This is a genomic window from Streptomyces sp. NPDC057010 (assembly GCF_042673805.1).
In the GTDB taxonomy this organism is placed as follows: Bacteria; Actinomycetota; Actinomycetes; order Streptomycetales; family Streptomycetaceae; genus Streptomyces.
Genome location: NZ_JBHUSC010000004.1, coordinates 217556 through 244155, shown reverse-complemented (window position 1 = coordinate 244155; position 26600 = coordinate 217556). Strand labels below are relative to the sequence as shown.

Genomic DNA, 26600 nt, shown 5'->3' with positions numbered 1-26600 from the left:
CTCCATAGAGTCAATGCCGTGAGGGAGCGCACCGCGAATCCCCACACCCAACATCCACTCCGACCATGGAGAGCAGCATGAGCAAGGTCTGGTTCGTCACCGGCTCCTCCCGCGGCTTCGGCCGCCAGTTCGTCGAAGCAGCCCTGTCCCGCGGGGACAAGGTGGCCGCGACCGCCCGCGACGCCGACACCCTGGCCGACCTGGTCGGCCAGTACGGCGACGCCGTCCTCGCGCTCGACCTGGACGTGACCGACAAGGCCGCGGTCAACGAAAGTGTCCTGCGAGCCAACGAGTACTTCGGCCGCCTCGATGTCATCGTGAACAACGCCGGCTACGGCCTGTTCGGCGCTGTCGAGGAACTGACCGAACAGGCCCTGCGCGAGCAGCTGGAGACCAATCTGTTCGGTGCCCTGTGGGTCACCCAGGCCGCCCTGCCGTACCTGCGCGAGCAGGGCGGCGGCCACATCGTGCAGATCTCCTCCACGGGCGGCGTCGCCTCCTGGCCGCTGGTGGGCGGCTACCACGCCTCGAAGTGGGCATTGGAGGGCCTGAGCGAGTCCCTGGCCCAGGAGGTCTCCGGCCTCGGGATCAAGGTCACCCTGGTCGAGCCCGGTGCCTACGCCACCGACTGGGGCGGCTCCTCCGCCGTCTCCGCCGACCCGATCCCGGTCTACGACGGCGTGCGCGAAGCACTCGGCGCGTTCATGCAGACCCTGGACTTCGGCAGCCCGGCCGCCGCGGGCGCTGCACTGCTCAAGGTCGTCGACTCCGACAACCCCCCGCTGCGCGTCTTCTTCGGCACTCAGGGCAACGACATGCTCCCCCAGGTCTACACCGACCGCCTCAAGACCTGGGCCGACTGGCAGGACCTTGCCGTCGAGGCCCAGGGCAGCACCCCTGCGGCCTGAACGAGCCCCGCGTCGTCCTGACGTCCATCCGGGTGCCTCGTCCGTCCCGTCCGAGGCCCCCGGCGCCCTTTCACCGGCATCACGCCACCCATCCCCCGACCAGGAAACGACACCCATGAAGAACCTCTTCGAGCGCTACTCGCTGCCCTCCACCACCCTCAACAACCGTGTCGTCATGGCACCGATGACCCGCGCCCGCCGCCCCGATCACGTCCCCGGCCCCGACACCGCCGAGTACTACCGCCAGCGGGCCGGCGCGGGACTGATCATCACCGAAGGTGTCTTCGTCTCACCCCAGGCCCAGGGCTACTCCGACGTGCCGGGCCTGTGGACGGACCGGCAGAGGGCCGGCTGGGCCGCCGTCACCGACGCAGTGCACGACGCGGGCGGGCGCATCTTCGCGCAGCTGTGGCACGTGGGACGGGTGTCCCATACCTCCCTCCAGCCCGCCGGAGCGGCACCGGTGGGCCCCAGCGCCCTGCAGGCGCAGGCCCATGCCTGGGTCCAGGGAGTCGGATTCCTCGACGCGAGCAGGCCCCGGGCTCTGAGGACGGACGAGATCCCCCGCCTGACGACCGACTTCGCCGACGCGGCGGCCCGCGCGGTCCAGGCCGGCTTCGACGGAGTCGAGCTCCACGGCGCGCACGGCTTCCTTTTCGAACAATTCCTCAATCCGCACGTCAACGACCGCACCGACCGATACGGCGGCTCCGTCGAGAATCGTGCCCGGTTCCTCCTCGAAGCCCTCGACGCCCTCATCGACCGCATCGGCGCGCAGCGGGTCGCCGTACGCCTGTCGCCGTTCACCCTCGCCAGCGGCCTGCCCGCCGACGACCAGGCCGAAGCCATGTACGCCTACCTCGCGCCGGAACTCGCCCGCCGCCATCTCGCCTACGTCCACCTCAGCGACCTCCGCCTGGGCGGCGCGGCGGACATCCCCGAGGACTTCCTCAAGACGTTCCGAGCCGCCTACGACGGAACGATCCTCCTGGCCGGCGGCCTCGACCAAACCCGCGCCGAAGAGCTCATCGCCTCCGACCTCATCGATCTCGCCGTCTTCGGCAGGCCGTTCATCGCCAACCCCGACCTGGTGGAGCGCATGCGCCACAACCTGCCCCTGGCGACCCCGGACCCCGACACCTTCTACGGCGGTGGCACCGAGGGCTACACCGACTACCCGCACCACGACGGCAGCGCCGCGTGAAGAGGAAAGCTCCGGCGGCGGGGGCCGGGGACCGGGCAGGGCCGGTCGCTTCACACGTCGCGGTGTCGGCCTGCCGCCGCCCCGGCCGCCAGCGCGGCTCCCGCGTACCCGGCCATCGCGAGCAGGGCCGGCGCGGCGTCCAGTGCTGCCAGGTTGGGGAGCATGTACGCCGCCACGTCCCAGGGCAGGAACGACGCGAGCGCCGGCAGCACGAAGAGCAGTGCCGCCAGTGCCGTGAACGTTCCCGCCGTGGACCGGATCAGCGCCCCCAGCCCCAACCCCACCAGGGCGGAGGCGGTCAGCAGCACCCCCTGCTGGAAGGCGTCGGCCAGGCCGGTGGTGGCGGCGATGGGAGCGGGCCGGTGCCCCGTGAGAAGGTGGCCGGCCGCCATGGAGGCGAGCGCGATGAGCTGCCCGGCCAGGAAGCCCAGGGCGGCGACGACCACGGCCTTGGCCGTGAACAGCCGGCGCCGGTCCGGGACGGCCACCGAGCTCGTGCGGAACATGCCGGTCGCGTGCTCTGAGGTGATCGCCAGCGCGCCCAGCGCCGCCAGGCAGAACTGCGCGAACGGCATGACCAGCACGCCGGGGTCGGCGCTGGCGAACACCGCCCGTGCCTCGGGGGTGGAGCCGTCCCAGTCGGCGATCATCGCGGCGGAGATGCCGGCCGCCGGGAGCAGGATCCCGGCACTGGCACCGAGCAGCCCGTAGGTGGAGCGGACGGTGCGCAGCTTCAGCCACTCGGACGCGACGACGCTGCTGAGGGACGCGGTCTTCATCGGTACTCCACGCTGGTCTCGGTGAGGCGGACGTAGGCTTCTTCCAGGGAGCCGAAGCGCCGGGCCAGTTCGGCTACCGGCGCGGAGTCGATCAGCCGGCCCTGGCCGATGACCACGACGTGGTCGGCGGTGAGGGCCATCTCGGTGATCAGGTGGCTGGACATCAGCACGGTCCGGCCCTCGGCGGCGAGCGAGCGCATCAGGCCGCGGATCCACCGGATTCCGTCCGGGTCCAGGCCGTTGACGGGCTCGTCGAAGACGAGGATCCCCGGATCGCCGAGCAAGGCGGCGGCCACGCCCAGGCGCTGCTTCATCCCGAGCGAGAAGCCCTTGACCCGCTTGCGGCCCACTCCTGCCAGGCCGACCTGCTCCAGCACCTCCGGGACGCGTGAGGGCGCGATCGCGTTGCTCCGCGCCAGCCAGCGCAGGTGGTCGGCGGCCCGCCGTCCGCCGTGGACGGCTCCGGGGTCGAGTAGGGCACCCACCTCGCGCATGGGCGAGGCCGAGGTGACGAAGGGGCGCCCGTTGACCAGAGCCTTGCCCGAGGTGGGGGCGTCGAGGCCGAGGACCGCCCGCATGGTGGTGGACTTGCCGGAACCGTTGGGGCCCAGGAACCCTGTCACCCGGCCCGGCTCCACCTCGAAAGACAGCCGGTCGACGGCGAGCGTGTCGCCGTACCTTTTGGTCAGTGCGTTGACGGAGATCATGGGCTGAAGCCTGCCGCCGGGGCGGCCGGCGGCACATCGGAGCAGGGTCGGGGTTTCGGCATCGGACCCTGGTCCGATCCGCGGCTGCGGCCGGTCGGCTACCGTCAGTGTGATGATCCTCAGCCGACAGCGCCTGATCGTGGTCGACACGGTGATCGCGGCCGCTCTGGTCTTCGCCGCCCACCTGGCGGTCCGGGAGCCGCCCGCGCCGGAACCGGTCATGGCGTCCTGGGCGTTGGCCGCGGCACTGGGCGGACCGGTCGCCATACGGCGGGTGTACCCGATGTCCGCTTTCGCCGTGGTGCTCGCGGCGGTCGTGGTCGCCTTCGCCAGCGGGACGGTCCCCGAATACGCTAGCCCGGCGCCGTACGCGTGCCTGGCGGCCGTCCTCTATACGGCGGCGCTCGGCGGGCGGTGGGAGCCCTTGGCGGCATCACTCGTCGCGGGACTGCTCGTCGCGCGGGACGTGGGTCCGTGGCCCTTGGTGCTGCTCACGCTCGCCGTTCCGTGGGGCATCGGCTTCTACGTCCGCGAGCGTCGGGCGTTCGCCGAGCGGACGGCGCTCCAGCTGGTCGAGCGCGCGGTGTCGGATGAACGGCTTCGTATCGCCCGGGAGATGCACGACATCGTGGCCCACAGCCTGTCGGTCATCACGGTGAAGGCCGCGGTCGCCGGACACGTGGCCGCCGTACGGCCGCAGGAGACGCGGGAGGCGCTGCGGCACATCGAGGAGACGGGACGCCAGGCCCTGGCCGAGATGCGTGCCACCCTGGCCGTGCTCCGGACCCCACAGGGCCGGGCGGAGACCGGGGTCGGACCCGCGCCGGGCCTGTCCGATCTGGCCGCGGTCGCCGACCACGCGGCCCGGGCCGGGGTCGAGGTCACGCTGGACCTGGCCGAACTGCCGCCGCTCGCCCCGGGGTTGGAGCTGGCGGCGTACCGGATCGTGCAGGAGGCGGTCACCAATGTGATCAAGCACGCGGCCCCGACCGCCTGCCGGGTCACGGTGACGCCGGATCTGCGCATCACGGTCGTCAACGAGGGTGAGGTGCTGTCCGGACACACACCGGGCCACGGCCTCACCGGAATCCGCGAGAGGGTGGCCATGTACCAGGGCGAGTTCACCGCCGGTCCCCGGCCCGGGGGAGGTTTCCGGGTCTCGGCCCGGCTGCCGTTGGAAGCCGGCGCATGACGCGGGTGCTGATCGTCGACGACCAGGCGCTGCTGCGCGGGAGTTTCCGGGTGCTGGTGGAGACGGCGCCCGGGTTGAGCGTGACCGGTGAGGCGTCGAACGGGGTCGAGGCGGTGGAGCTGGCCGCCTCGGGACGGCCCGACGTGGTCCTCATGGACGTGCGGATGCCGGAGATGGACGGCATCGAGGCGACGCGCCGGATCATCGCGGCCCGGCCGGAGGTCCGGGTGCTGATCCTGACCACCTTCGACCTGGACGAGTACGTGTACGCGGCGCTGCGCGCCGGGGCCAGCGGCTTCCTGCTGAAGGACACACCGCCGGCGGCGCTGCTGGACGCGATCCACGTGGTGGCCTCGGGCGAGGCGCTGCTGGCCCCCTCGGTGACCCGTCGGCTGGTGTCCGAGTTCGCGCGGCGCCCACCCGGCGCGGCGGTGGCGGAGGGCCTGGGCCTGCTGACCGGGCGGGAGCGCGAGGTACTGCTGCTGATCGCAAAGGGCCTGTCGAACACCGAACTCGCCGAACACCTGACACTGAGCCGGGGAACGGTGAAGACCCACATCGGCAGGCTGCTGGCCAAGCTCGGAGCACGAGACCGGGCACAGCTGGTCATCGCCGCCTACGAGACGGGCCTGGTCACCCCCCACACGGCCGCCCCTCCGGCCGCTGAGGACGGGACGGGGGCGGCGGGCGCTCGGGCTGCCAGGCGGTTCGAAGCGATGATGCCCTGGCCGCGCCCCTGATCTCCTCCTGCTGCCCGGCCACGTCCCGCTTCCCAAGCAGTAACGCAGGCACGCCGGCCTCACCCTCACCGAGCAACGGGAGCGCGGGCCGTCCTCACCGTGGTCGAGGAGTCCGTCCAGCAGGTAGGTATCGGTGTCCCGGGAACCCCACAAGCCCGACGGCAGGTCAGGTACCGGTCAACCGGACCCGCGGCCGGCTACACGGCCGGCGCCCGGGCGTCAGCTGTGCGCTGCGGCTACGAACGGCGGCGCAGCGCCGCAACGCCCCCCCCAGCGCGGCGGGGCGCAGCTGCCGAGGGCCTTCTTGACGGAAGAGCTGCCGCATTCGTTCGGCTCCGTTTCGATGCCCCGGCGGCGGCCGGCTCGCCGGAGCATGGCGGTCAGCTTCCACATCTGCAGCTTCGGGGCCAGAGCAGGCGTGGGCGTGACGGCGAGGATGCGACGGGCATCGGGGCGGGTCATGGTTACCGGCTTGTTGTGCCAGAACGCTCGACCGTCGCCGGGAAGAACTCCCCGAGAAGTCGTTGCCATACCGATCATGGAGTCTGCCGATCGAACGGGCGTCTCGATCGTGTGATCGCGGGCACTGCCCGGCATGAGAGCAGGTCCTGGCGGTATACGGGGAAAATCCAGGGGAGCGGACGGCCCCGCACTGCTACGGTCGGGCGCTATGAGCTGGCTCCCCGAGAACTTCGTCCATCCTGTCCTGGTACCGCTGCCGGGTGGTGGTCATCACCTGCGGCCGATCCGAGAGACGGACACCCCGCTCGACTATCCGGCTGTGATGGGTTCGCGCGAGCGGCTGTGGACCATCTACGGCCCAGCCTGGGGCTGGCCCGCTGCCACCATGACCTACGAGGCCGACCAGGCCGACCTGTTGCGGCACGAGAAGGAGATCGCCGCACACCAATCTTTCAACTACGCGCTGTTCGACGCGGCGGAGACAGCTCTGCTCGGCTGTGTCTACATCGACCCACCGGAGAGGGCCGGTGCGGATGGCGAGATCTCCTGGTGGGTGGTGGACGAGCTGGTGGACAGCAAGGTCGAGCAGGCCCTCGACGAGCTGGTGCCGCAGTGGATCGCCGCCGACTGGCCGTTCGAGCAGCCGCGCTTCCTCGGCCGAGAGATCTCCTGGTCGGACTGGCTCGCCCTGCCGGAACACCCCGACGCGTAAGCAGCTTTTGCCGTAATGCTCTGGAGGCTTGGTACTCGAACGGCCATCTCGATTGGGTGGTCGTCGGGTGCTCGGCGTATGCGATGAGCGCCTCGTGAACAGCATCCGCAACACGGCCCGCCGACTTGGGCCTACCCCACCTGGCCGAGCCCTGACCCAGTACGCTCAGCGGGCCGACGAGGCCAAGATGGGCTACGTCGACTTCATCGACCTGGTCCTCTCCGAAGGACTCGCCGTCCGTGACGACCGCCGCTTCCGCCAGGCCAGGGCCTGCGGCTTTCGAAGCACCGCACCACAAAACGCTCGATGACTACGACTTCTCGTTCCAGCCCGAGCTCGACCCCCGCAAGGTCAAAGACCTCGCCACCCTGTCGTTCGTCGAGACCAAGGCCAACGCTGCCCTGCTCGGGCCGCCGCGGGTGGGCAAGACCCACATCGCCGCCGCTCTCGCGGTCGCGGCCTGCCGGGCCGGCTACTCGATCTACTTCACCGTGCCTCGACGACATGGGACGCAACCCCACCGCCGCCGAATCCGCAGGGCGCCTGACCAGCAGACTCGGCAGCTACCACAGCACCCGGTTGCGGGCGCCCGGCGAGGTCTGGTCGGCGGCTTCTAGGCTGGCCCCGTACCTGGTGGGCGGAGAGAAAGGCGTCAGCATGTCGGAGGGCGGGCAGGAGGAGCTGGCCGAGGCGCAGCGTGAGCACTGGCAGCAGACCTATGGCGTGCATCCCTGGATGTATGGCGAGGAGCCGTCCGCGCCGGCCGTGCACGCTGCCGCGGTGTTCCGGGCAGCCGGTGCGCGCGAGGTGCTGGAGTTGGGAGCCGGGCACGGGCGCGACGCCCTGTACTTTGCTCGCGAGGGCTTCTCCGTGCTGGCCACCGACTTCAGCCCGGTGGGGCTGGAGCATCTGCGCGCGGCCGGCGCCGCGCAAGAGGTCGCCGGGCGGGTCACGACGGCCGTCCACGACGTGCGCGAGCCGCTTCCCCTCGCGGACGCTTCGGTGGACGCGGTGTTCGCACACATGCTGCTGTGCATGGCGCTGTCCACCAAGGAGATCCACTCCCTGGTCGCGGAAGTCCGCCGCGTGCTCCGGCCGGGGGGCGCGTTCGTCTACACCGTCCGCCACACCGGAGACGCGCACTACCGGGCCGGTACCGGGCACGGGGACGACATTTGGGAGCACGGTGGCTTCGCCGTCCACTTCTTCCCCCGCGACCTGGTTGACGCCCTGGCCGAGGGCTGGACCCTCGAAGAGGTCCACTCTTTCGAGGAGGGCGGCCTCCCGCGAAGGCTGTGGCGCATCACCCAGACCGTGCCTGTGTGAACCCGGTCCCCAAGGTGAAGTGCTGTCGCATCTCGTGAACATTCCAGCTCCACCGCGACGGCCAGGTGCCACCCGTATTGGTGTAGAAGCGCCGCCCGTTCTCGTGGACAAAGCAAGGCTCCGCTGGGGACATGGAGCCTCTGCATGCACTCACCTGTGTACTCCACGAGCCGCATACCTGGGAGACAGAGTGCTTCCCGCTTGCCGCGTGCGGGGAGGAGGCGGTCGCCGATGATTCTCGCCGCGCCGGAGACGACTACGAGGTCGTCGTACTGGGGCGAGAAGGCGAACGAGTAGATGCTCAGCCCGTAGAGGGCAGTCTCAGCCAGCCACGCGGCTTCCGGCCCTCAGTTGAGAAGAGCGATAGTCGGCAGAGCGCGAAGCCGACGTTGCGGCAGGGAGCAGTGATCGAGACCCAGTCGGCCGTCAGGTGTCGTTCCATGAAGTGTGAGTGAGGCGGTCTCGCCGGTGAAGCAACTGGGTTCGGCGGCCAGTGCCCGGTGTGATGAGTGAGGCATGGAAGACTTACGCGCTGCCCGGTCAGCGGAACGGGCCCGCCTTGGTGTGACAGCACGCTCCGGGAGGCGGCCTCACCCCTTCCAGGCGTTCGCAGACCGGTTACTGGCAGGCTAGCGGGACGGGGCGTGTGCAAGGGCGACGGTGGCTGGCGCGTTGATCCGCGAGTGCTTACGCCGTAAGCACCTCTGCGGATGAATGACCACGGACAACGACCTGTGAGCTTGAGTTGCCTCCCTGAGCGTCGTCGTTGCCGCACGGCGGTGCCCTGCTCTCTCACCCGTGTGCTGACAGGACGTCGTGGAGAGCGAGGGGCGCGCGGCCGGTCAGCTGGGCGTAGTCACTTCGGACGCGATCCCAGCGCTGCTCGCGCACCGAGGCGAACATGGACGAAAAGGCGTAGAGCCACCACGGATCCAGGTTGGCTGCCGCCATCTCGGCACAGTACGTGTCAGCCGGGATGTCCACGTAGGCGACAGGCGTTTCCCACGCCTCCGCCGTGATTGAGGCGATGCCCGCCAGGTCCAGTGACTCAGGTCCCGTGATGTCATGATGACGGCCGGTCGGCTCACCCAGCGCGAGTGCGGCGAGAGCGCGGGCCACGTCGTCGCGCGCCACCAGGACGATCCGGCCGTCCGCTGCCGGGAGCCTCAGCAGCCCGGTCGCGCGCGTTTCGGTGAGCCAGGTTTGGAAGAACTCGATGTACAGCGAAGCCCGGGCGAACGAGCAGGGGATGCCGGAAGCCAGAAGCAGATCCTCGGTGAGCCGGTTGACCACGGCGTAGCAGAACGGGACGCCATGTCGGAGTCAACGCTGCTCAGTGCCGCGACATGGCCGACGCCCTCAGCCGCCACGGCGGCGACAAGGTTGCGGTGGTGTAGCAGCACCCGTGCATCGGGCCCGTCGCTGGAGACGAAGACCAGCGTGTCCACACCCTTCAGCGCCGCACGCAGAGCGGACGGATCGGCGTAGTCGGCTACGGCGACCTCCACCTGCGGCGGCAAGGCCTCGGCAGGCAGCTTCCGCCGGGTCATCGCTACGACGTCCACAATCCGCGGGTGCCATGGCCGGGTCCAGCGCGGGCTGGTGCCCAGATCACGGCAGGTGTTGCGCCAGGTGGCCGCTGCCTATCAAGCGCTCGGTGCCGGTCGAGTCGAAGTACAGGGTGAAGAACCAAGACCGGTCTGCTGCGGCAGTGTTGGCGGTAAGCGAGCGGCCCGGGCGTGCCGGTGCGGGTTCTCACCGTGCCCAAGGGCAAACGGGGCCAGGGCGATTCGTTCGAGGTGAGCGTCTGGCTCACCGACAGCGGCCGCCTGGTGGGCGATGCCGCGCTGCTACGCGTCGCGGAGACGGGCCTCCGCGCTGTCCCGGGGTGGCCCCCGGCCGGCTCGCGCGCCGGCGCGGGCCCGGTCGCCGGCCGGGGCCGGCGGCGGACCCGCGCCGTTGCTGTCAGCGGCCCGGGGCCGCGGGGGTCAGAGCATGTTCTTGTAGATGTTCCACCCGGTGCCGAACTTCACCCGGGGGGCGAAGGTCGCGGTGCCGGTCTTGCCCGTCGAGGTGTACGTGTACACGTCCCCGTTCGGGAGCCGGGCCATCAGGTCGCCCTTGCTGTCGCCGTTGATGTCACCCGGGACGAACAGCGTGTCGTACTGGTTGAAGCCGCTGCCGACCTGCTCCCGGGCGGCGAACGGCGCGCTGGCCGTGCCGGTGCCCTTGTAGAGGAACAGATTGCCTGCGGTGTCCCGGGCTAGCAGGTCGGGCCGGCCGTCCCCGGAGTAGTCGCCCGCCCCGACGAAGGTGTTGTAGGCGTTCCAGCCGGTGCCGACCTTGATGGGCGTGCCGAACTTCGTGTACTTCAGGCCGTCGCCGGGGTGCAGCCACAGGACGCCCGCGGAGTCACGGCTGACCAGGTCGCCCTTCCCGTCGCCGGTGAGGTCGCCGGGGCCGGCCATCATGGTGTAGTTCCACGACGTGGCGACCTTCACGCCGCGGATGTAGAGGTCGGTGCCGATGTTCTGCACGTACGTGGCGTGGTTGTGGCTGTTGAGGCCCGTGGCGTACGTGTTGCGGGAGCCGGGTGTCTCCTTGCCGGCGTCGTAGGGCGGCGACAAGTAGTCGCCGTTGGCCAGGGCGTAGTACTTGGCCAGGACGTTGTCGGCCTGGGTCATCACGTTCTGGCCCTTGCCGAAGAGCGATGTGGTGCCGGCACCGACGATGAACTTGTTGAGTTCGTAGCCGCTGCCGAAGTAGGCGGGTGCGGCGAACTTGCCGCCGCCGAGCGACTTGAACCAGTACTCCACGCCGTCGTGGTCGCGGGCGAGCAGGTCGCTCTTGCCGTCGCCGTCGCCGTCGTCCGAGCCGGTGATCACGTTGTACTTGTTCCAGCCGGTGCTTACCTTGACGCCGGGCTTGAGCGGGGCGGTGGCGCTGCCGGCTCCCTTGTGGAACCACAGCTCGCCGGCCAGGGTGCGGGTGAGGACGTCGCCGATGCCGTCGCCGTCGACGTCGTTGGCGCCCACGACCTGGTCGTAGATCCCCCAGCCGGAGCCGACCTTGACCCGGGCGTTGAAGGGCTTGCTGACCGTCCCGGTGCCGGTGTAAAGCCACAGGTCACCGGCGGGGTCCCGGGCCAGCAGATCGGGGCGGCGGTCGCCGGTGAGATCGCCGGTGGCGATGATGCGGTTGTAGATCTGCCAGCCGCGGCCCGACCACAGGGGCGCCGAGGTGCTCTTCACGCCCGCCTCGTAGAGCGTGAGTACGCCGTCGAAGGTGAGTGAGAGGAGTTCGGGCTGGCTGGTGCCACCGACGTCGCCCACCGGCAGCAGGTCCTTGAACGAGGCCTCGGGGTCGGGGTCGGTCCTGATGACCGTGTACTCGCTCCAGGCCTTGATCGACGACAGGTACACGGCCGTGACCTGGTCGTACTCCATGACGATCATGTCGCTGACGCCGTCGCCGTCGACGTCGTGCCGCGGCTTGGCGGCAGCGGCCGCCTCGGCCGGGGCTTCGACCCGGGCCGGCATGACGACGGTCGGGAGCCCTTGGCCGCGGGCCGTTCCGGTCACGGCCGACGGTCCCGGCGCCGGCACGGCCGGGCTCGGCACGGCCGTACCCGGCGCGGTGACGCTCGGTGCGGCCGGGCTCGGCGCGGCGACGCTCGGTGCGGCGGCCAGGGCGCCAGCGGCCAGGACGAGAACACTCCCGGCGGCCAGGGCGCGCAGCCGTCTGCGCTGCGGTGACGTGCGGTGCGATGTAGTCAAGATCCCCCCTGAGGATCGAGCCGTGGGGCTCTGCCCTGGCACACGTCAGGTGTGTGTCAGGCATCACGCGTCCGTACGTGAACGGCCCCCCGCTTCCGTCCGTGCACGCCGAGCCCCGTCACCGGCCTTCACGTCGGCACGATCCCTCCGGTTCCCGTTCCCGGCACATCAGTTGGGCTTCCTGCACCGGGCGCGTGAGGCGGGTGTGCCGGCGCGTCCCCTGCTCAGGGGCGGGCGGTCGGGTGCACGTGGACGGTCGTGCCGCGCTCGGGACCCGGCCGGACCTCGACCGCGTCGGCCAGCCGTGCCCCTTCCCGCCGTCAGTGCCGCCGTCGGCCGGCCGGCGCCGCGCCTCCGGATGCCGTGCGCGGGAGATGCCGGGAGCAACGCATCAGCCTTGTACGAGGTCAAGCGTGCCAACCCGAGCGATGCCGGGGTCGGCGCGCGTATCGAGGCGCCGGCCTGTCGTACCGGATCGCGGCAGCAGAGAGCGAGGAACTGCTCGCACCCAAGCCCGAGGAGCATGTCCCAGCGCTCCTGCGCCAATACTCGGGCGATGTGCATCACCAGCCGAGCGGCGAAGAGGTGATCCGGGACTCCGTCTCTACCGCGTCGACCTCGGCGACGCGGCTCGGCGCCCTCAGCCAGAACCCCGACAACTGGTCCACCGTCGTCATCGTGCCCACCTCCGCCAGGGCACAGGTTCGATCGCCATCTCCAGCGACCTGCACCCCTCCGGATTCGGGGAGACCATGCCCAAGACCTCGCGGCGACGCGGCCGTCAGCCAGAGCGAGGCCCCTCCGCGCCGGCAGGGGACTGCACCGTTGGCGAGCCGGCCGGATCCGCTGATCCCGCCTGCCGTTCCTCCGGCAGGCCGGCACCCTACCCTGCCGCATGCACGTTCGGTTAGGCTGGCCTTACCTCGCACTCGGCGTGCAGGTTCGGGTTCCTGCGTCGCAGGGGGAACCCGTGGGACGGAACGGGTAGAGGCAGGACACAGGTGAGAGACGTTGACCGGGCTTGCGCCCGCTGGGGTGGGACGCCCACGCGGGTGGCGGGCGTCCTGGCTTCCGGCCCTGAGCCCGGGACGAGGCGTCGTGGATAAGATCGCGCTCACGGCCGGAGCCCTGTATGCCCTCATCCTGCTCCGCGCCGGAGGAACGTTCGCCATTGGGTGGCTCGCCGGCGCCGGTGCCCGGCGCAGCAGGTTCGCCGGGCGGATCTCCTCGGCAAAGTTTCAGCGCGTTGAGCGGGCGATCCAGCGCTGGGGCGCGCCGGTGGTGGCCGTCTCCTTCCTGACCATCGGTTTCCAGAGCGCCGCCAACTTTCTCGCGGGCAGCATGCGCATGCCGTTGCCGCGCTATCTCCCCGCCCTGTTCCTGGGCGGAGCGGCCTGGGCGCTGATCTACGCGACCGCGGGGCTCGGCGTCCTCGAAGCGCTGGGAAGGCTCTTCGCCCAGCACACGGCCCTCGGGGTCTTCGCCGTGGCCGCCCTCCTCATGGTGTGCGGAGCGATGGTGTTCCGCAGGAGAAGGGCGGCCCTGCCCCCCGGTGACAGCGTGGCCGAGGAAGCGTAGGGCGGGCCGGCAGCAGCGGCCGCCGCGGCGCTGCGAGACGGACGCGCGGCTCAGCTCTCCCCACTGGGGGTACGTAGGGCGAGGTCGTACGCGAGGCCCCCGCCAGCCTGCCCGTCCTCCGTATGCGACCTACCGCGGCTTCCTCGCCGAGCTGCTAGTTCCTGCGGACCTTCGGCTTCGAGGCGAACCCGAATATCGACGCGGCCGTCATCCGTACCCTCGTCAGCTGCGAATGGTTCAAGAGAGGCCAGCCGATGTGCCTGATCGTCGACTCCGCGGCCGGCAAGTCCCGCATGCTGATCGTCCTGGGAACCGAGGCGGCTATGGCCGGCTAACGGGTCAAGTACGTGCCGGCGACGGAGCCGGTCAACGAGCTCGTCGAAGCCGCCGACGAGAAGCAGCCCTCCAAGACGATCGCGCGCTACGGCCGCGTCGACCTGCTCGCATCTGACGAACTCGGCTACATGGAACTCGACCGCGACCGGCGCCGAACTCTCTCCCAGGTCCTGACCGAACGCGAGGAAATGAGCAGCTTCGCCAGCGCCTCCAACGGGCGGCGGTGGCCTTAGAGGGCGATCAGCCCTGCTGGTGTCTCCCGGAAGCCACAGGCATCGACATAGAACGAACGCAGATGTTCCTCGAAGTCGACGTGAAGCCACTCGCACTTCGCGGCACGGGCTTCCTTGGCCGCAGCTGCGACAAGTGCGGTGCCGACCCCTCTCGACCGAAGATGCCGGGCTACCACCGTGTCCAGGATGAAGGCGTGCGCTCCGCCGTTCCAGACAACGTTGACGAATCCGACCAGAGAGCCGTCTTCCCGCGCGCAGACCCAGCCGAGGCTGTGGCGCTCAAGTCGTGCTCGCCAGTCGGTCTGAGTGGTCGGGGAGCCAAAGCCGTCGGTGTGCAATGCGGTGAGGGATGCGTTGTCGAAGTCAGCCCGCCACTCATACTTGATCGCCACGGCCGGATCATAGTGCGCCGTCGCGGTCGATGCCCGCGGCGAGGGCGGCCGCGCCATCACGGGACGTGGCGAGGTGCGTTTCAGGCAGGGGTAGCCACGAACGCGCTGTAGCCTGACGGGAATCGGTCGCCGTCTCGACCTGCCCGGACTGTGAAGCGCGCTTCTCAGTGGCTGCTCAGATCAGCCCCGGCTGGCCAGCCACGCTGGGATGGCTCAGGCACCGCTTAGATGGTTCGCGGCGCTCGTTCTCGACGCCGAGACCTGCGCCGACTCCTTCGCCGTGGACGGAAAGTCGACGACCTGTACTTCGTGGCCATCCGGGGGTGAGCCACGGGCACCGGGGATATCGCGCACCATCGCGTACTTCTCGGCCGGATCCACGCCAACGAACCGCAGGAGCCCAGGCTCAGCAACCCTCGATGCCGTTGGCGCAGCCGCGCACGTCGGAGGGCTGGAGTGTGCTGAGGTTCCAGGCGATCAGGCCCATAGGTGTCGGCTGCCCTGTCGTCGGTGTGACGGTCACGGTGACGGGCGGCCCTGCGGGGAAGTTGACGCGGAGGACGTCGCCGCCGGTGCAGGAAACGTCGAACTGTTGCTGCGACGAGCCTCGGACCAGGACGAGCTTGACCTGGGGAACGTCGTCGCTGTCGCACACGATGTCGAAGCGGTACGGGCTGCTCCCGCTGGTCTCCACGGTTTCGTTGATGCCTGAGGCCACATGGGGTGCGCCAGACCGGGTGCGGTGTGTCGGCGTGTCGTCGTCCTTCAAGGCCGCTTGCGCCCTTTGCAGGGCGTCGTCGGGCTCCCATTCGGTTCCCGGTTCGTAGGGTGGCGTCTGGGTGCTCGCGCAGCCGGTGAGAGCGGCGGCGACGGCTAAAGCCACAAGGGGCCTCGGTATGCGCATGACAGCGTCCTCGGGTTGTGCCTTGGGACCCGCAGGTCGGCGTGCCCCACGGCTGCTCGTTCTCAGTGGTTACCGCGGTACGGTTCCGGTCCACACACCTTCGCACGGCGGTCGTCCGGCCGGGGTGCTGGTGAGGGCGGTCGGCCGCGGCACAGGTTGCTGACGCCGCCAACGGCGCGTGGGCAACAATGACGCCGTGGACCCAACCGGTCGGATCATCGTTGCTTTGGATTTCGACAACCGCCGAGCGGCTGACGAGGTCGTCGACCGGCTTGGTGACGAGTGTCGTTTTTACAAGGTCGGGATGGAGCTGCTCACGGCGGCCGGGCCGGACGTGATCGAGCACCTCGTCGCCAAGGGCAAGGAGGTCTTCCTCGATCTGAAGCTCTTCGAGATCCCGAACTCTGTGGCCGCAGCGGTTCGCGCCGCCGGCGCTCTGGGTGTCTCGATGGTGACCGTCCACGGTATGGGCGGCACGGGCATCATGGCCGCCGCGGTCGCTGCCGCCCGCGACTTTCCACGTCTTCGCGTGCTTGCCTTGACGGTCGTCACGAGCATGACGAGCTCCGATCTCGCTGATGTCGGCGTCACCGGCTCACACTCGACCGAGGAGCAGGTGTTGCGGCTGGCCCGGCTGGCAGAAGGCGCCGGTTGCCATGGTGTGATCGCGTCGCCGCAGGAAGCCGGGCCGCTGCGTGGTGTGCTGGGCGCCAGTGCCCTGATCGTCACGCCGGGAGTCGCGCTTCCTGGCGAGTCCCCAGGGGAGCACGCCCGGTCTGACACCCCGCGTGCTGCCGTTGCCGCTGGTGCGTCGCATGTTGTCGTGGGCCGGACGGTCACCCGTGCCGCCGACCCGGCCGCCGCATTCCGGCGCGTCCGCGCCAGCCTGGAGCCGTGAGCGGAAACGACCGCCGGAGTGGATGATCAGGCCGGTGTCGGCGCGAGCGGCCGACCGCTCCAGCCGATCCCCACAGGTCGATACCCTGTACGTGCCGATGCCCAGGGCCTCTTCGAGGGCATTTTGGCGCGGTAGCCGAACCCCTGGAACCGGGCCGGCTCCCCCCACACGGCTACGACGCCCTGGCCCGCTCGGCCCGCGATCTTCGACCGGCTGTGGCGGAGTGTGCCGCGACGCTCGGCACAGATCGCGTACGGGACAGGGGGCCGGGCTGCGGACCGTCGTACCGGCCGAGGCCGCCTACCCGCTGGGCGCTGCAAGTCGGCTCGGCGGGGTGTGGCCGGGCGGCCACGAACGGGAGCTTTCGTCATCGGCGGTACTGAGGCGGCGGCGATGGGTCTCGGGGTTCCGCCCGTGCGCGGTGTTCCTGTGCCGGTGTGCCCGATCGGACTGGGAGGTGCATGGCGAGTTGCTCCCACTGGTGCGCCGGCGGGGAGTTGGGCGTGGCGGTCGTGAGGTGGAGGCTGACGTGGTCGGCTCCGGCGTCGAAGTGCTTCTGCAGGCGTTTCCGCGGGGCGGGCCGCGGGCGTCGCTATGGAGCGGGAGTCGCGGGTGCCCGGGGAGCAGAAGTCGGGGGGTCGTGCGGGAGCTACGGGTGGCGTGCGGCGCGGGTGTCTTCCTCCGCGCGCGGCCAGTACCGTCCTTCGAGGGCCTCGGCGCTGCGGTTGAGCCGGACCAGGGCGTCCTCCAGCTCTCGTACTTCCTCAGGGGACCAGTCGGCGACCACACGGGCCAGGCAGGACCGGTTGACCTCACGGTCTTCGGCGAGCCGGCGCCCGCCTTCCACGGTGATGCACAGCTTGCGGGCCATGCCACCGTCCGGGTCGGCGACGCGCTCAGCCAGCCCGCAGCGCAGCAGTGCGGCCGTCTGGCGGTTCACGGTGGAGGTGTCGAGCCCGAAGGCTTCTGCCAACTGCCCGATGGACATGGGGCCTTGTGTGTCGATCCGGCTGAGCAGCAGGTACGCGGACCGCTCCAGGCGTTCGGGGTCGCGCTCGCGCCGGGCAAGCACCTGGTGCCGCGAGAGCAGCATCAGCTCCCGCTCCAGTTTCTCCAGCACTGCGCCTCCCACTCCTTCCGGCGCTCCATTATCGCGGACACGCAAACCCGGCGGACCGGCGGACCCCTGCACGGCTCGACCCGCGGCGGGCTCCGCACGACGACACGCGCCGGACTATGCATGATACATATCGTGTGTACTATGCACTCCTCGTTGTCACTCCGACGAGACGAGCCACAGCCTCAACCCGGAGGACCCGCATGACCGTCACCACGTCCACCGCCTCCCGCGCGGCCGAGATCCTGTCCCGGCCCGTCACGCTGAACGGCCTGACCGTCCCCAACCGCATCGCGATGGCGCCGATGACGCGGATGTTCTCCCCCGGCGGCGTGCCCGGCGAGGACGTCCAGGCGTACTACGCCAGCCGGGCCGCCGGGGGTGTGGGCTTGATCGTCACCGAGGGCACCTACGTCGGTCACGAGTCCGCCGGGCAGAGCGACCGGGTGCCGCGGTTCCACGGCGAGGACCAGCTGGCGGGGTGGGCGAAGGTCGCCGCGGCCGTGCACGAGGCGGGCGGCACGATCGTGCCCCAGCTGTGGCACATAGGCATGGTGCGCAAGCAGGGCGAGGCACCGTACGCCGACGCGCCCGCCGTCGGCCCCTCCGGCATCCGCGTCGACGGCACCGAGGGGACCGGCAAGGCGATGACCCGCGCCGACCTCGACGACGTCATCGGCGCGTTCGCCGACGCCGCCGCGGAGGCCGAGCGGATCGGGTTCGACGGGGTCGAACTGCACGGCGCTCACGGCTACCTGCTCGACCAGTTCCTGTGGGAGCGGACCAACCGCCGCACCGACGCCTACGGCGGCAACGCGGCGGCCCGTACGAAGTTCGCCGCGGAGATCGTGGCCGCGGTCCGCGAGCGCGTCTCGGCCGGCTTCCCGGTGATCTTCCGCTACTCGCAGTGGAAGCAGGAGGCCTACGACGCCCGGCTGGCGCAGACCCCGCAGGAGCTGGAGGCGATCCTGGCCCCGCTGGCGGCGGCCGGCGTCGACGCGTTCCACGCCTCCACCCGGCGCTACTGGATCCCGGAGTTCGAGGGCTCGGACCTGAACCTGGCGGGCTGGACCAAGAAGCTCACCGGCCGGCCGACCATCACCGTCGGGTCGGTCGGCCTCGACGGTGACTTCCTGCGCGCCTTCGCCGGCGAGGGTGCGGCGCTGGGCGACATCGACAACCTCCTGGACCGCATGGAACGCGGCGAGTTCGACATGGTCGCCGTCGGCCGCGCGCTGCTTCAGGACCCGCAGTGGGCGGCGAAGGTCCTCGGCAACCGCTTCGACGAGCTGAAGCCGTACGACGCGGCGGCGCTCAGGTCGCTCAGCCGGTAGCCGGTAGCCGGAACCGTCCGGACGGCCGTCCGTCCGTCCGTCCGTCCGTCCGAGGACGCCCCGCGACCCCGGTCCGCCGAGGTCACGGGGCGTTCGCGGCAGTCCGGTCAAAAACCGCCGAGCGTCGCCAGCCGGTGCCACCCATCGCCGCTTGGGCCTCGGGGCGTTTGACGCCTTTGCCGGCCTCCGCCACCTCAACGGCCACCACGTGGACGTCGAACAGCTCCCACGCAACAAGTCTCCCGAGCGCTCCACCGCCTGGTGGTCCGCCTCAGTCCAGAGGCCTTTCGGTCAGTGGCAAGACGCCTGGCTCCCCTGACGGGTGAATGGCTGAACCGAGTGCTGGCTGCACCCGGCAGTGGCTCCTACGATTTCGCTGTCCGTCCCCCCGGATCGCCATGCTTGTCATGGTCATGGCATTCATTGCACCCGTCGCAGTCATGGAGAGCTCCACGACTGCCCGACACAGCTTCCGCCGGCTGTCACTCCCCCACCCCGCGTAACCCAGACCGCGGCCGCCCCCTGCGGCCCGGTTTTTCGAAGCAGCGGATTGGAGAAGTCATGGCCGGAGGTTTTCTGGTGAGCGGCGCGATCGGCCTGCTGCTCGCATCGGCCCTGCCCGCCCAGCACAGCCCCTCGGCGATCACGGACCCGCCGCCGGACCGGATCGTCATCGACGTCGCGACGGTCAACGGGTCCGGATGTCCGAAGGACACGGCAGCCGTCGCCGTGTCCCAGGACAACACCGCCTTCACCGTGACCTACAGCCAGTACGTCGCCCAGGTCGGCGGCGGCGCACCGCCCACCGCCGCGCGCAGGAACTGCCAGCTCAACCTGATCGTGCACGTGCCCCAGGGCTTCACCTACGCGATCGCCAGCGCGGACTACCGCGGCTACGCCGCTCTCGCGCCCGGCGCGAGCAGCACCACGAAGGCCTCGTACTACTTCCAGGGCTCGCCGCAGACCGCTGCCCGGGAACACGCGTTCAACGGCCCCTACGACGACAACTGGCAGGTCACCGACGAGACCGACTGGGCGCAGTGGGTGTGGGCACCGTGCGGCGTGCAGCGGAACTTCAACATCAACACCGAACTCCGCGTCCGCAAGGGCACGTCGGCTCCCGCGTCCAGCAGCTACATGACCATGGACTCCACTGACGGTGACATCAGCACCGTTTACCACCTGGCCTGGCGGGAGTGCCCCAAGACCTGACATCTACCGGGCGGGGGCGCGCCGAGCCCCCGCCCGTTCCGCGTGCGGGCAGGTCCGGCCTCGGTAACCCGAGTCGGGAGTTTGAGGCGTACTCGGCCCGTGCGTGGCACGTCGCGCACGGCTTCAGCCCATGGCCTCCAGCGCCTTGCCCTTGGTTTCCGGGATGAAGGCGAGGACGAAGGGGATCGCGAGGGCGGCGAAGGCGGCGTAGATCGCGTAGGTGGCGGACAGGTTCCAGGCGGAGAGGTCCGGGAAGCTCACCGTGATGGCCCAGTTGGTGATCCACTGAGCGGACGCCGCGACGCCGAGGGCCGCGGCGCGGATGCGGCCCGGGAACATCTCACCGAGCAGTACCCAGACCACCACGCCCCAGGACGCCGCGAAGGACAGGACGAAGAGGTTCGCGGCGATCAGGGCGACGGTGGCCTGGGTGGTGGGGAGGGCGAAGGCGCCACCGGTGTCCTGCCGGTAGGAGAAGGCCCAGGCACACGCGGCCAGCGCGAGGGTCATGCCCGCGGCGCCGGCGAGGATGAGCGGGCGGCGGCCGAGGCGGTCGACCAGGCTCATGGCGATCACGGTGCCGGCGATGTTCACGAGCGACGTCTCGAAGGAGTAGAAGAAGGAGCTGGTGGGGTCGATGCCGATCGACTCCCACAGTTGGTTGCTGTAGTAGAAGATCACGTTGATGCCGACGAGCTGCTGGAAGACCGACAGGCCGATGCCGGTCCAGACGATCGGCAGGACGCCGACGCGGCCGCCGAGGAGGTCGCGGAAGGTGCCCGCGCCGCGGTCGCTGTGCATGGCGCGGCGGATCTCGGCGATTCGCGCCGCGGTGTCCGTGCCAGGGCCTTCGAGCTCGGCGATGATCCGGTGGGCATCGGCCTCGCGACCGGTGGCGACGAGGTGGCGGGGGGATTCGGGGATGACCAGGCTCATGACGCCGTACAGGACGGCCGGGACGACCATCACGCCGAGCATCCACTGCCAGGCCTCGAGGCCGGCCAGCGGATCACTGGGGTTGCCGCCGGCCATGGTGAGGAGGGCCCAGTTGACGAGCTGGGACGTGGCGATGCCGGCCACGATGGCGGCCTGCTGGAAGGAGCCGAGGCGTCCTCGGTAGGCCGGCGGAGCGACTTCCGCGATGTAGGCGGGGCCGGTGACCGAGGCCATGCCGATGCCGAACCCGCCGATGGCCCGCCACGCTCCCAGCTCCCATAGGGCGAAGGGCAGTGCCGATCCGAGGGCGCTGGCGGTGAAGAGGACGGCGGAGATCCGCATGACGCGGATGCGGCCGAGCCGGTCGGCGAGGCGGCCGGCTGCGGCGGCGCCCGCGGCGCAGCCCAGCAGGGTGATGGCGACGACCGTGCCGAGTTCACCGTCGCTGATCCGGAACCGTTCCTGGATGGCTTCGCCGGCGCCGTTGATGACGGCGCTGTCGTAGCCGAACAGGAAGCCGCCGAGCGCTGCGACGGCGGCGATGAACACCACGCGCCCGAGGCCGACAGCCGTACCGGGCAGGTGGCCTGTGCCGGGATCCCGCTGCGAGGTGGTCATGCCACCCATCGTCCGCGCGGTACCGGCCGTGCACCTCCGCAGCGCGTGCACCCGAGTGGGCGTCCATGTACGACGCCGGGCCGTCGGGTCGCGGCGCGGCAAGGCAGCTGATCCACTGGGGGCCATGGACGGCACACGGTCGGGCACCGTGGTGGTGGCTGATGACGAACCGATGGTTCGCCGGGGGTTGCGGGCGTTCGTGGAGTCCACGGGCGAGTTCACGGTGGTGGCGGAGGCAGAGGACGGCGCACGTGCGGTGGAACTCGTACGGACGCACCGGCCGGACATCCTGCTGCTGGACATCCGGATGCCGGTGTTGAACGGACTCGAGACCACGGCCGCTCTGCGGGACGCCGGCACGGAGACGGCGATCGTGGTGATGACCACCTTCGGACTGGACGAGTACGTCGAGCAGGCACTGGCCCTCGGCGCGGACGGTTTCCTCCTCAAGGACACGCCGCCCGATGAGCTGCTGGCCGCGCTGCGGGCCGTACGGGAGGGGAACGCGGCGCTTTCTCCCCCGGTACTGCGGCAGGTGCTGGAGTCCTTCCGATCGCCGGCGGCGGGGCAGAACCGCCGTGCCCGGGCCCGGCTGGAGGCCTTGACCCCGCGGGAGGGGGAGGTTCTCGGACTGGTCGCGGAGGGGCTGTCCAACCAGGAGATCGCGGAGCGGCTGGCCATGGCCGAGGCCACGGTGAAGGCCCATGTCAGCCGCATGCTCACCAAGGTGGGCGCCGCCAACCGGGTGCAGCTGGCGCTGTTGGCCCACGAGGCCGGCCCGGGGGTGCCGGAACCCCCGTCATGACGGCCCCGGGCGCCCCACCCGGGGGCGGGGGGCGGCGGGCTACGGGCTACGGCCCGTGGGCGTTCGGCGAGCGCGGGACGGATGCGGCGGTGGCGCTGTTCACCGCGGCGTACGGCGTCCTGAACGCGTACGCGGGGCAGCGCCACGGACTGCTCGATGACCCCGATCCGTTGCCGTCGGTACTGCTGTCCCTGCTGGTCGGTGCGGTGCTCCTGGTCCGGCGGAGGTTTCCGCTGTGGGTGGTGGCGGTGGTGTACGCGACCGATCTGGTGCGGGCCGACCCGGTGGCGATGGGGGTGGTGGGCTTCACCCTCGGATCCTTGCCCGGCGGCCGCTACCGGTCTCTGCGACCCTTGGCGCTCGGCGTGGGCGTTCTCGTGCACACCTTCTCGCAGGTGTCGGGTCTGCAGCAGGTCGGCGTGGCGCGGGCGTTGGTGTACTCGGCGGGCATCGTCGGCGGTGGCGCGCTGGCCGGTCTGTACCTGGGAGCCCGTGAGGCGCTGCTGACGCGGGCCGTGCGGGAGGCGGCGCTGCAGCGGGAAGGAGCCCGGGCTGAGGAGCGGCGCCGCATCGCGTGGGAGATGCACGACGTGGTGAGCCATCGTGTGGTGCAGATCGTCATGGATGCCGATGTGCTGGCGCTCGGGCTGCGGCCCCGGGACCCGGAGCGGGCGGCGGAGGCCGGTGAGGTCGCGGCGTTGGGGCGTCAGGTGCTGGAGGAACTGCGGGAGACGTTGGGGGTGCTGCGGCGCGGCGACACCCCGGTGACGCCGCTGCCGACGCTGGCGGATCTGGCCGAGCTGGTCGAGCGGGCCCGTGAAACCGCGGGGACGCCGGTGCGGCTGCGGCAGGGGCCGGGGCTCGGGCAGGTGCCCGCCGGTGTGCAGCGTACGGCCTATCGGGTGGTGCAGGAGGCGTTGACGAACGCGCTCAAGCACGCGCCGGGCGCACCCGTGGAGGTGGAGCTGGCCCTCGCGTCCGACGGCGGTGCGGCGGGGGCGGGTGGGGTGTTGCGGGTGCACGTGGGCAACGGTCCTGCCGCTGGCGGGGCGCGGGTAGGCGTGCCTTCTGGCGGGAACGGCCTGGCCGGGATGGACGAGCGGGTCCGGGTGGCCGGGGGCCGTCTGGTGGCCGGGCCGCGGCCGGACGGCGCGGGTTTCGACGTACGGGCGGACCTTCCGCTGACGGGAGCGCGGTGAGCGGCGGGCGACGACGGGCTCCGTGGGCTGCCCGGTGGCTGTTTCCCGAGCACGGCGCGTACGCCCGGCTGGCACCGCTGCTGCTGGTGCTGACGTTCACGAGCGGGCTCGTGGACGCGGTCAGCTTCCTCTCTCTGGGCCGGGTGTTCGTGGCCAACATGACGGGCAACGTGGCCTTCCTCGGGTTCGCGCTGGCCGGGTTCGCCGAGCTGTCGGCGCCGGCGTCCGCGACGGCTCTGGGATCGTTCGTGGCCGGCGCGGTGGCCGCGGGCCGCTGGCCGAGAGCTGCCCGCGAGGGCGGGCTGCTCGCCCGGCTCGTCGCGGTGCAGGCGGCGCTCGTGGGGTCGGCGCTGATGTGCCTGGTGACCGGCGGCGGGCGGTACGCGGTACTGGTGCCGCTGGCGGTCGGGATGGGCCTGCAGAACGGCGTGGCGCGGCGGCTGGCCGTTCCGGACCTGACGACCACGGTGGTCACCCGGACCCTGACCGGCCTGGCCGCCGCCCGACGAGCACCGGAGGCGGTACGGCGGGCAGCCTCGGTCGGGTTGGTGTTGCTCGGCGCGTACACCGGGGGTCTCCTGCACGGCGGGCCAGGCCCGGGCTGGGCCCTGGGCGTGGTGCTCCTCCTGCTCGCCGGGGTCGCGCTCGCGGCGATGCGGGTGGACCCGCCTCCCGGGTGAACCGCGGGAGGCGGGCCGATGGACCGTGCGGGACCGGCGGGACGGGCGCCGGGGTGCTGGGTGCGGTCAGGTGAGTGCGGCCTGGATCTGGGCCGCGTTGCGCCCCTTGGTCTCGGGGACCCGGCGGCGGACGAAGACGAAGCCCAGTACGCAGGCCACCGCGAAGAGCCAGAACGTCTCACCTTGGCCAATACCGGCAGCGACCGACAGGAAGAATTGTCCGACGAGGAGGTTGCTGATCCAGACCACGGTCGTGGACAGGCCCATTCCGGTAGCGCGGACGCTCGGCGGGAAGATCTCGGAGGCCAGCAGCCAGAACACCGGCCCCATGCCGATCGCGAACGCGACCACGTAGCCCAGCAGGGCCACGAGGGCGATCACGTGCGAGGCGGGCAGGTGCCAGACGAACGTCGCACCGAGCGGCACCAGGGCGATGAACATCCCGGCCAGGGAGACCAGCAGCAGCGGACGGCGGCCCCAGCGGTCGACCAGGGTCATCGCGACCACCGTGGCGATGACGTTGATGACGCCGATCGCGACGGAGTAGGCGATGGAGTTGGAGGCGTTCAGGCCGGTTCCCTTCATGACCGTCGGCGCGAAGTACATGACGGCGTTGATGCCCACGAACTGCTGGAGGACGGCCAGTGCAACGCCTACGACCACGGCCCGCTTCACGGCCCGGCCGGTCAGGCTCCGCAGGCCCTTCGGGCCGTCGGCCCGTTCTGCGCGTGCGGCGTGGAGGCCGGTCAGCACGGCATCGGCCTGCTCGCGGCTCTGGATCCGCTCCAGCACGGCGCGGGCCGCGCTGGTCCGGCCGCGGGCAGCCAGCCAGGACGGGGATTCGGGCAGCCTGGCCAGTCCGAGCAGGAGCAGCAGGGCCGGAACGAGCGCTACGGCGAACATCAGCCGCCAGTCACCGGAGCCCGACAGGGCCCAGTCGACCAGGAACGCCGCCAGCAGGCCCAAGGTCAGGAGCAGTTGGTTGACGGAGACGAGGCGGCCGCGGATCCGGGCCGGGGCGAGTTCGGCCAGGTACATCGGCACCAGGGCGGAGCCGATGCCGGCCGCCGCGCCCTGGATGGATCGGCCGACCAGCAGAACGGTGAGTCCGGGAGCCGTGAAGGCCAGGACGGTGCCCGCCAGGAACAGCACGCCGACGGCCAGGAAGGTACGGCGCCGCCCGAGCCGGTCGGCGAGCCGGCCGGCGGTCAGCGCACCGGCGGCGGCACCGGCCAGGAACAGGGAGACCAGGGCGCTCTGGGCGACCGTGCCCAGGTGCAGGTCGTCCCGGATGAACAGGTTGGCTCCGGAGATGACGGCGCTGGTGTAGCCGAAGAGGAAGCTGGCGAGCGCGGCGGTGGCCGTCCACACCCACAACGTGCGGGGCGTACGGGTCACGAGGGCGGTGGCAGCGGCTGGGGCAGGGGTGGTACTCATGGCGGGACTCCTGGTCCGGCAGATGAGGGGTGGGGCTCAGAGGTCGAGCACGACCTTGATGTCGGAGCGGTCGCCGGGGGCGAAGGCATCGGTCGCGTCTTCGAGGGGCAGGCGGCGTGTGATGAGGCGCTCCAGCCATCCGCGGTCGGCGCGGGCGAGCTGTTCGGCGGCGAGCTCGTAGTGGCGGCGGTTTGCGTTGACGGAGCCGAAGATGACGTCGTTCTCCAGGACGAGGTTGCGGTTCAGGGCACCGGCGTCGATGGCGACGGGGCGGCGGCCGGTCGGGGAGACGCCGGTCAGGCAGACGATGCCCGCCGGGGTGGCGGTCTCCATGGCGCCCAGGGCGACCGCGGAGTTGCCGGTGGCTTCGATGACGATGTCGGGCGCGATGCGCTGGGCGATGTCGGTGACCTCACCGCTGTGGTAAGTGGCGCCGAGGGCCGCGACGAGGGCGGGCTTGAGTCCGTCGGTCATGCGGTCCATGACGTGGACGTCCAGGCCGCGCTGGGTGCCGAGCATCGTCGCGAGGAGGCCGATCGGGCCGGCTCCGGTGACCAGGACGGACTCGGGCTCCCACCAGGCGCGGGCGCTGATCCGCTCGATCTGGTCCCAGGCCTTGGCCACGACGGTCGTGGGTTCCATCAGCATGCCGACCGGCGCGAGTACGGGGTCGAGCCGGACCGCGTAGTCGGCTTCCACGGTCCAGCGCTGGGAGCCGTAGCCGTCGAGCTGCTTGATGCCGCGTTCGGTGTAGCGGCCGTTGCGGCACATGTCGAACTCGCCTCGGGCACAGGCTCCGCACGGTTCGGGGTCGGGGCGGCGGACGATGCCGACGACGAGATCGCCGGTGGTGAAGCCGCTGCCCTCGGGTGCGGTCAGTACCCGGCCGAGGGATTCGTGGCCCAGGACGAGCCGGTCGTGGCCTCGGGGGAGCCAGCCGTAGGCGCCGGAGGCGATCTCCCGGTCCGTTCCGCACACGCCGAGGGCCAGGGCGTCCACGAGCAGCTCGCCGGGGCCGGCGACGGGATCGGGGACATCGGTGACGGCCAGGGACCGGGCTTGCCCGGGAACAAGGGTCAGGGCACGCATGGCGCTCTCCTTCGGGAATATCAGGA

Annotated in this window: 24 protein-coding genes and 2 pseudogenes; 15 read left to right on the top strand and 11 right to left on the bottom strand. The window is 70.9% G+C overall.

What is annotated here, in order from left to right; genetic code table 11:
* Positions 1-77: 77 nt before the first annotated feature.
* Positions 78-908 (top strand): SDR family NAD(P)-dependent oxidoreductase, encoded by an 831-nt coding sequence (locus ACFTXQ_RS07045; protein WP_382636762.1) that lies wholly within the window; start codon positions 78-80, stop codon positions 906-908.
* Positions 909-1023: 115 nt separating this feature from the next.
* Positions 1024-2112 (top strand): alkene reductase, encoded by a 1089-nt coding sequence (locus tag ACFTXQ_RS07040; protein WP_382636630.1) that lies wholly within the window; start codon positions 1024-1026, stop codon positions 2110-2112.
* Between the two features lie 50 nt (positions 2113-2162).
* Here ACFTXQ_RS07040 and ACFTXQ_RS07035 read toward each other — a convergent pair whose 3' ends face one another.
* Entirely contained in the window at positions 2163-2891 is a 729-nt protein-coding gene (locus tag ACFTXQ_RS07035; RefSeq protein ID WP_382636628.1) for a hypothetical protein, read from the bottom strand.
* Positions 2888-3598 carry an ABC transporter ATP-binding protein gene (locus ACFTXQ_RS07030; protein ID WP_382636626.1) on the bottom strand — a complete coding sequence of 237 codons (711 nt, stop codon included), beginning with the start codon at positions 3596-3598 and terminating at the stop codon, positions 2888-2890. The genes ACFTXQ_RS07035 and ACFTXQ_RS07030 overlap by 4 nt, the downstream gene beginning before the upstream one ends.
* A 112-nt stretch (positions 3599-3710) precedes the next feature.
* On the opposite strand from ACFTXQ_RS07030, the gene ACFTXQ_RS07025 reads away from it, so the two are divergent.
* From ACFTXQ_RS07025 to ACFTXQ_RS07005, 5 genes are all read left to right on the top strand, one after another.
* Positions 3711-4790 carry a sensor histidine kinase gene (locus ACFTXQ_RS07025; RefSeq protein WP_382636624.1) on the top strand — a complete coding sequence of 360 codons (1080 nt, stop codon included), beginning with the start codon at positions 3711-3713 and terminating at the stop codon, positions 4788-4790.
* Positions 4787-5530 carry a response regulator gene (locus ACFTXQ_RS07020; protein ID WP_382636623.1) on the top strand — a complete coding sequence of 248 codons (744 nt, stop codon included), beginning with the start codon at positions 4787-4789 and terminating at the stop codon, positions 5528-5530. Before ACFTXQ_RS07025 ends, ACFTXQ_RS07020 begins: the two co-directional genes overlap by 4 nt.
* 670 nt (positions 5531-6200) lie before the next feature.
* On the top strand, positions 6201-6704 hold the full coding sequence (locus ACFTXQ_RS07015) for an N-acetyltransferase (protein ID WP_382636621.1): 504 nt from the start codon (positions 6201-6203) through the stop codon (positions 6702-6704).
* A gap of 239 nt (positions 6705-6943) precedes the next feature.
* Entirely contained in the window at positions 6944-7321 is a 378-nt protein-coding gene (locus tag ACFTXQ_RS07010; RefSeq protein ID WP_382636619.1) for an ATP-binding protein, read from the top strand.
* Positions 7322-7361: 40 nt separating this feature from the next.
* Positions 7362-8030: a class I SAM-dependent methyltransferase gene (locus ACFTXQ_RS07005; protein WP_382636617.1), complete on the top strand. Its 669-nt coding sequence runs from the start codon at positions 7362-7364 to the stop codon at positions 8028-8030.
* A gap of 792 nt (positions 8031-8822) precedes the next feature.
* Here the strand turns inward: ACFTXQ_RS07005 and ACFTXQ_RS07000 are convergent.
* The 3 genes and pseudogenes from ACFTXQ_RS07000 to ACFTXQ_RS06990 form a co-directional block, all read right to left on the bottom strand.
* Positions 8823-9323 (bottom strand): hypothetical protein, encoded by a 501-nt coding sequence (locus ACFTXQ_RS07000; RefSeq protein ID WP_382636616.1) that lies wholly within the window; start codon positions 9321-9323, stop codon positions 8823-8825.
* 56 nt (positions 9324-9379) lie between these two features.
* Positions 9380-9580: pseudogene (locus ACFTXQ_RS06995) on the bottom strand (NAD(P)H-binding protein); the annotation flags it as partial.
* A gap of 438 nt (positions 9581-10018) precedes the next feature.
* On the bottom strand, positions 10019-11806 hold the full coding sequence (locus tag ACFTXQ_RS06990; RefSeq protein WP_382636615.1) for an FG-GAP repeat domain-containing protein: 1788 nt from the start codon (positions 11804-11806) through the stop codon (positions 10019-10021).
* A gap of 1098 nt (positions 11807-12904) precedes the next feature.
* Here ACFTXQ_RS06990 and ACFTXQ_RS06985 point away from each other — a divergent pair.
* Together ACFTXQ_RS06985 and ACFTXQ_RS06980 are read left to right on the top strand one after the other, a co-directional pair.
* Positions 12905-13384, top strand: a complete 480-nt coding sequence (locus tag ACFTXQ_RS06985) for a DedA family protein (protein WP_382636613.1) — start codon at positions 12905-12907, stop codon at positions 13382-13384.
* A 161-nt stretch (positions 13385-13545) separates the two neighbouring features.
* Positions 13546-13935 (top strand): annotated as a pseudogene (locus ACFTXQ_RS06980) (ATP-binding protein); the annotation flags it as partial.
* Positions 13936-13949: 14 nt separating this feature from the next.
* Here the strand turns inward: ACFTXQ_RS06980 and ACFTXQ_RS06975 are convergent.
* Together ACFTXQ_RS06975 and ACFTXQ_RS06970 are read right to left on the bottom strand one after the other, a co-directional pair.
* Positions 13950-14345 carry a GNAT family N-acetyltransferase gene (locus ACFTXQ_RS06975; RefSeq protein WP_382636612.1) on the bottom strand — a complete coding sequence of 132 codons (396 nt, stop codon included), beginning with the start codon at positions 14343-14345 and terminating at the stop codon, positions 13950-13952.
* Positions 14346-14751: 406 nt separating this feature from the next.
* A complete protein-coding gene (locus ACFTXQ_RS06970; RefSeq protein WP_382636610.1) occupies positions 14752-15039 on the bottom strand; it encodes a hypothetical protein in 288 nt (95 codons plus the stop codon).
* Positions 15040-15445: 406 nt separating this feature from the next.
* On the opposite strand from ACFTXQ_RS06970, the gene pyrF reads away from it, so the two are divergent.
* Positions 15446-16147, top strand: a complete 702-nt coding sequence (pyrF, locus tag ACFTXQ_RS06965) for an orotidine-5'-phosphate decarboxylase (protein ID WP_382636608.1) — start codon at positions 15446-15448, stop codon at positions 16145-16147.
* Between the two features lie 649 nt (positions 16148-16796).
* On the opposite strand, the gene ACFTXQ_RS06960 is transcribed toward pyrF, so the two are convergent.
* Positions 16797-17240: a MarR family winged helix-turn-helix transcriptional regulator gene (locus ACFTXQ_RS06960; protein ID WP_382636760.1), complete on the bottom strand. Its 444-nt coding sequence runs from the start codon at positions 17238-17240 to the stop codon at positions 16797-16799.
* Positions 17241-17467: 227 nt separating this feature from the next.
* Between ACFTXQ_RS06960 and ACFTXQ_RS06955 the strand changes: the two genes are divergently transcribed.
* Both ACFTXQ_RS06955 and ACFTXQ_RS06950 read left to right on the top strand, forming a co-directional pair.
* Positions 17468-18598 (top strand): NADH:flavin oxidoreductase, encoded by a 1131-nt coding sequence (locus ACFTXQ_RS06955; RefSeq protein WP_382636606.1) that lies wholly within the window; start codon positions 17468-17470, stop codon positions 18596-18598.
* 561 nt (positions 18599-19159) lie between these two features.
* The gene (locus tag ACFTXQ_RS06950) at positions 19160-19810 is read left to right on the top strand and encodes a DUF4360 domain-containing protein (RefSeq protein WP_382636604.1); all 651 of its coding nucleotides are present in this window, start codon (positions 19160-19162) and stop codon (positions 19808-19810) included.
* A 123-nt stretch (positions 19811-19933) separates the two neighbouring features.
* On the opposite strand, the gene ACFTXQ_RS06945 is transcribed toward ACFTXQ_RS06950, so the two are convergent.
* A complete protein-coding gene (locus ACFTXQ_RS06945; protein ID WP_382636602.1) occupies positions 19934-21364 on the bottom strand; it encodes a sugar porter family MFS transporter in 1431 nt (476 codons plus the stop codon).
* 124 nt (positions 21365-21488) lie between these two features.
* Between ACFTXQ_RS06945 and ACFTXQ_RS06940 the strand changes: the two genes are divergently transcribed.
* The 3 genes from ACFTXQ_RS06940 to ACFTXQ_RS06930 all read left to right on the top strand — a co-directional run bounded on the left by ACFTXQ_RS06940 (position 21489) and on the right by ACFTXQ_RS06930 (position 24048).
* Positions 21489-22169 carry a response regulator gene (locus ACFTXQ_RS06940; protein WP_382636600.1) on the top strand — a complete coding sequence of 227 codons (681 nt, stop codon included), beginning with the start codon at positions 21489-21491 and terminating at the stop codon, positions 22167-22169.
* An 89-nt stretch (positions 22170-22258) separates the two neighbouring features.
* Positions 22259-23368 (top strand): sensor histidine kinase, encoded by a 1110-nt coding sequence (locus ACFTXQ_RS06935; RefSeq protein ID WP_382636598.1) that lies wholly within the window; start codon positions 22259-22261, stop codon positions 23366-23368.
* Positions 23365-24048 (top strand): YoaK family protein, encoded by a 684-nt coding sequence (locus tag ACFTXQ_RS06930; protein WP_382636596.1) that lies wholly within the window; start codon positions 23365-23367, stop codon positions 24046-24048. Before ACFTXQ_RS06935 ends, ACFTXQ_RS06930 begins: the two co-directional genes overlap by 4 nt.
* Positions 24049-24114: 66 nt before the next feature.
* On the opposite strand, the gene ACFTXQ_RS06925 is transcribed toward ACFTXQ_RS06930, so the two are convergent.
* Both ACFTXQ_RS06925 and ACFTXQ_RS06920 read right to left on the bottom strand, forming a co-directional pair.
* Positions 24115-25485 carry a sugar porter family MFS transporter gene (locus tag ACFTXQ_RS06925; RefSeq protein ID WP_382636594.1) on the bottom strand — a complete coding sequence of 457 codons (1371 nt, stop codon included), beginning with the start codon at positions 25483-25485 and terminating at the stop codon, positions 24115-24117.
* A 36-nt stretch (positions 25486-25521) separates the two neighbouring features.
* A complete protein-coding gene (locus ACFTXQ_RS06920; RefSeq protein ID WP_382636592.1) occupies positions 25522-26574 on the bottom strand; it encodes a glucose 1-dehydrogenase in 1053 nt (350 codons plus the stop codon).
* Positions 26575-26600: the final 26 nt, after the last annotated feature.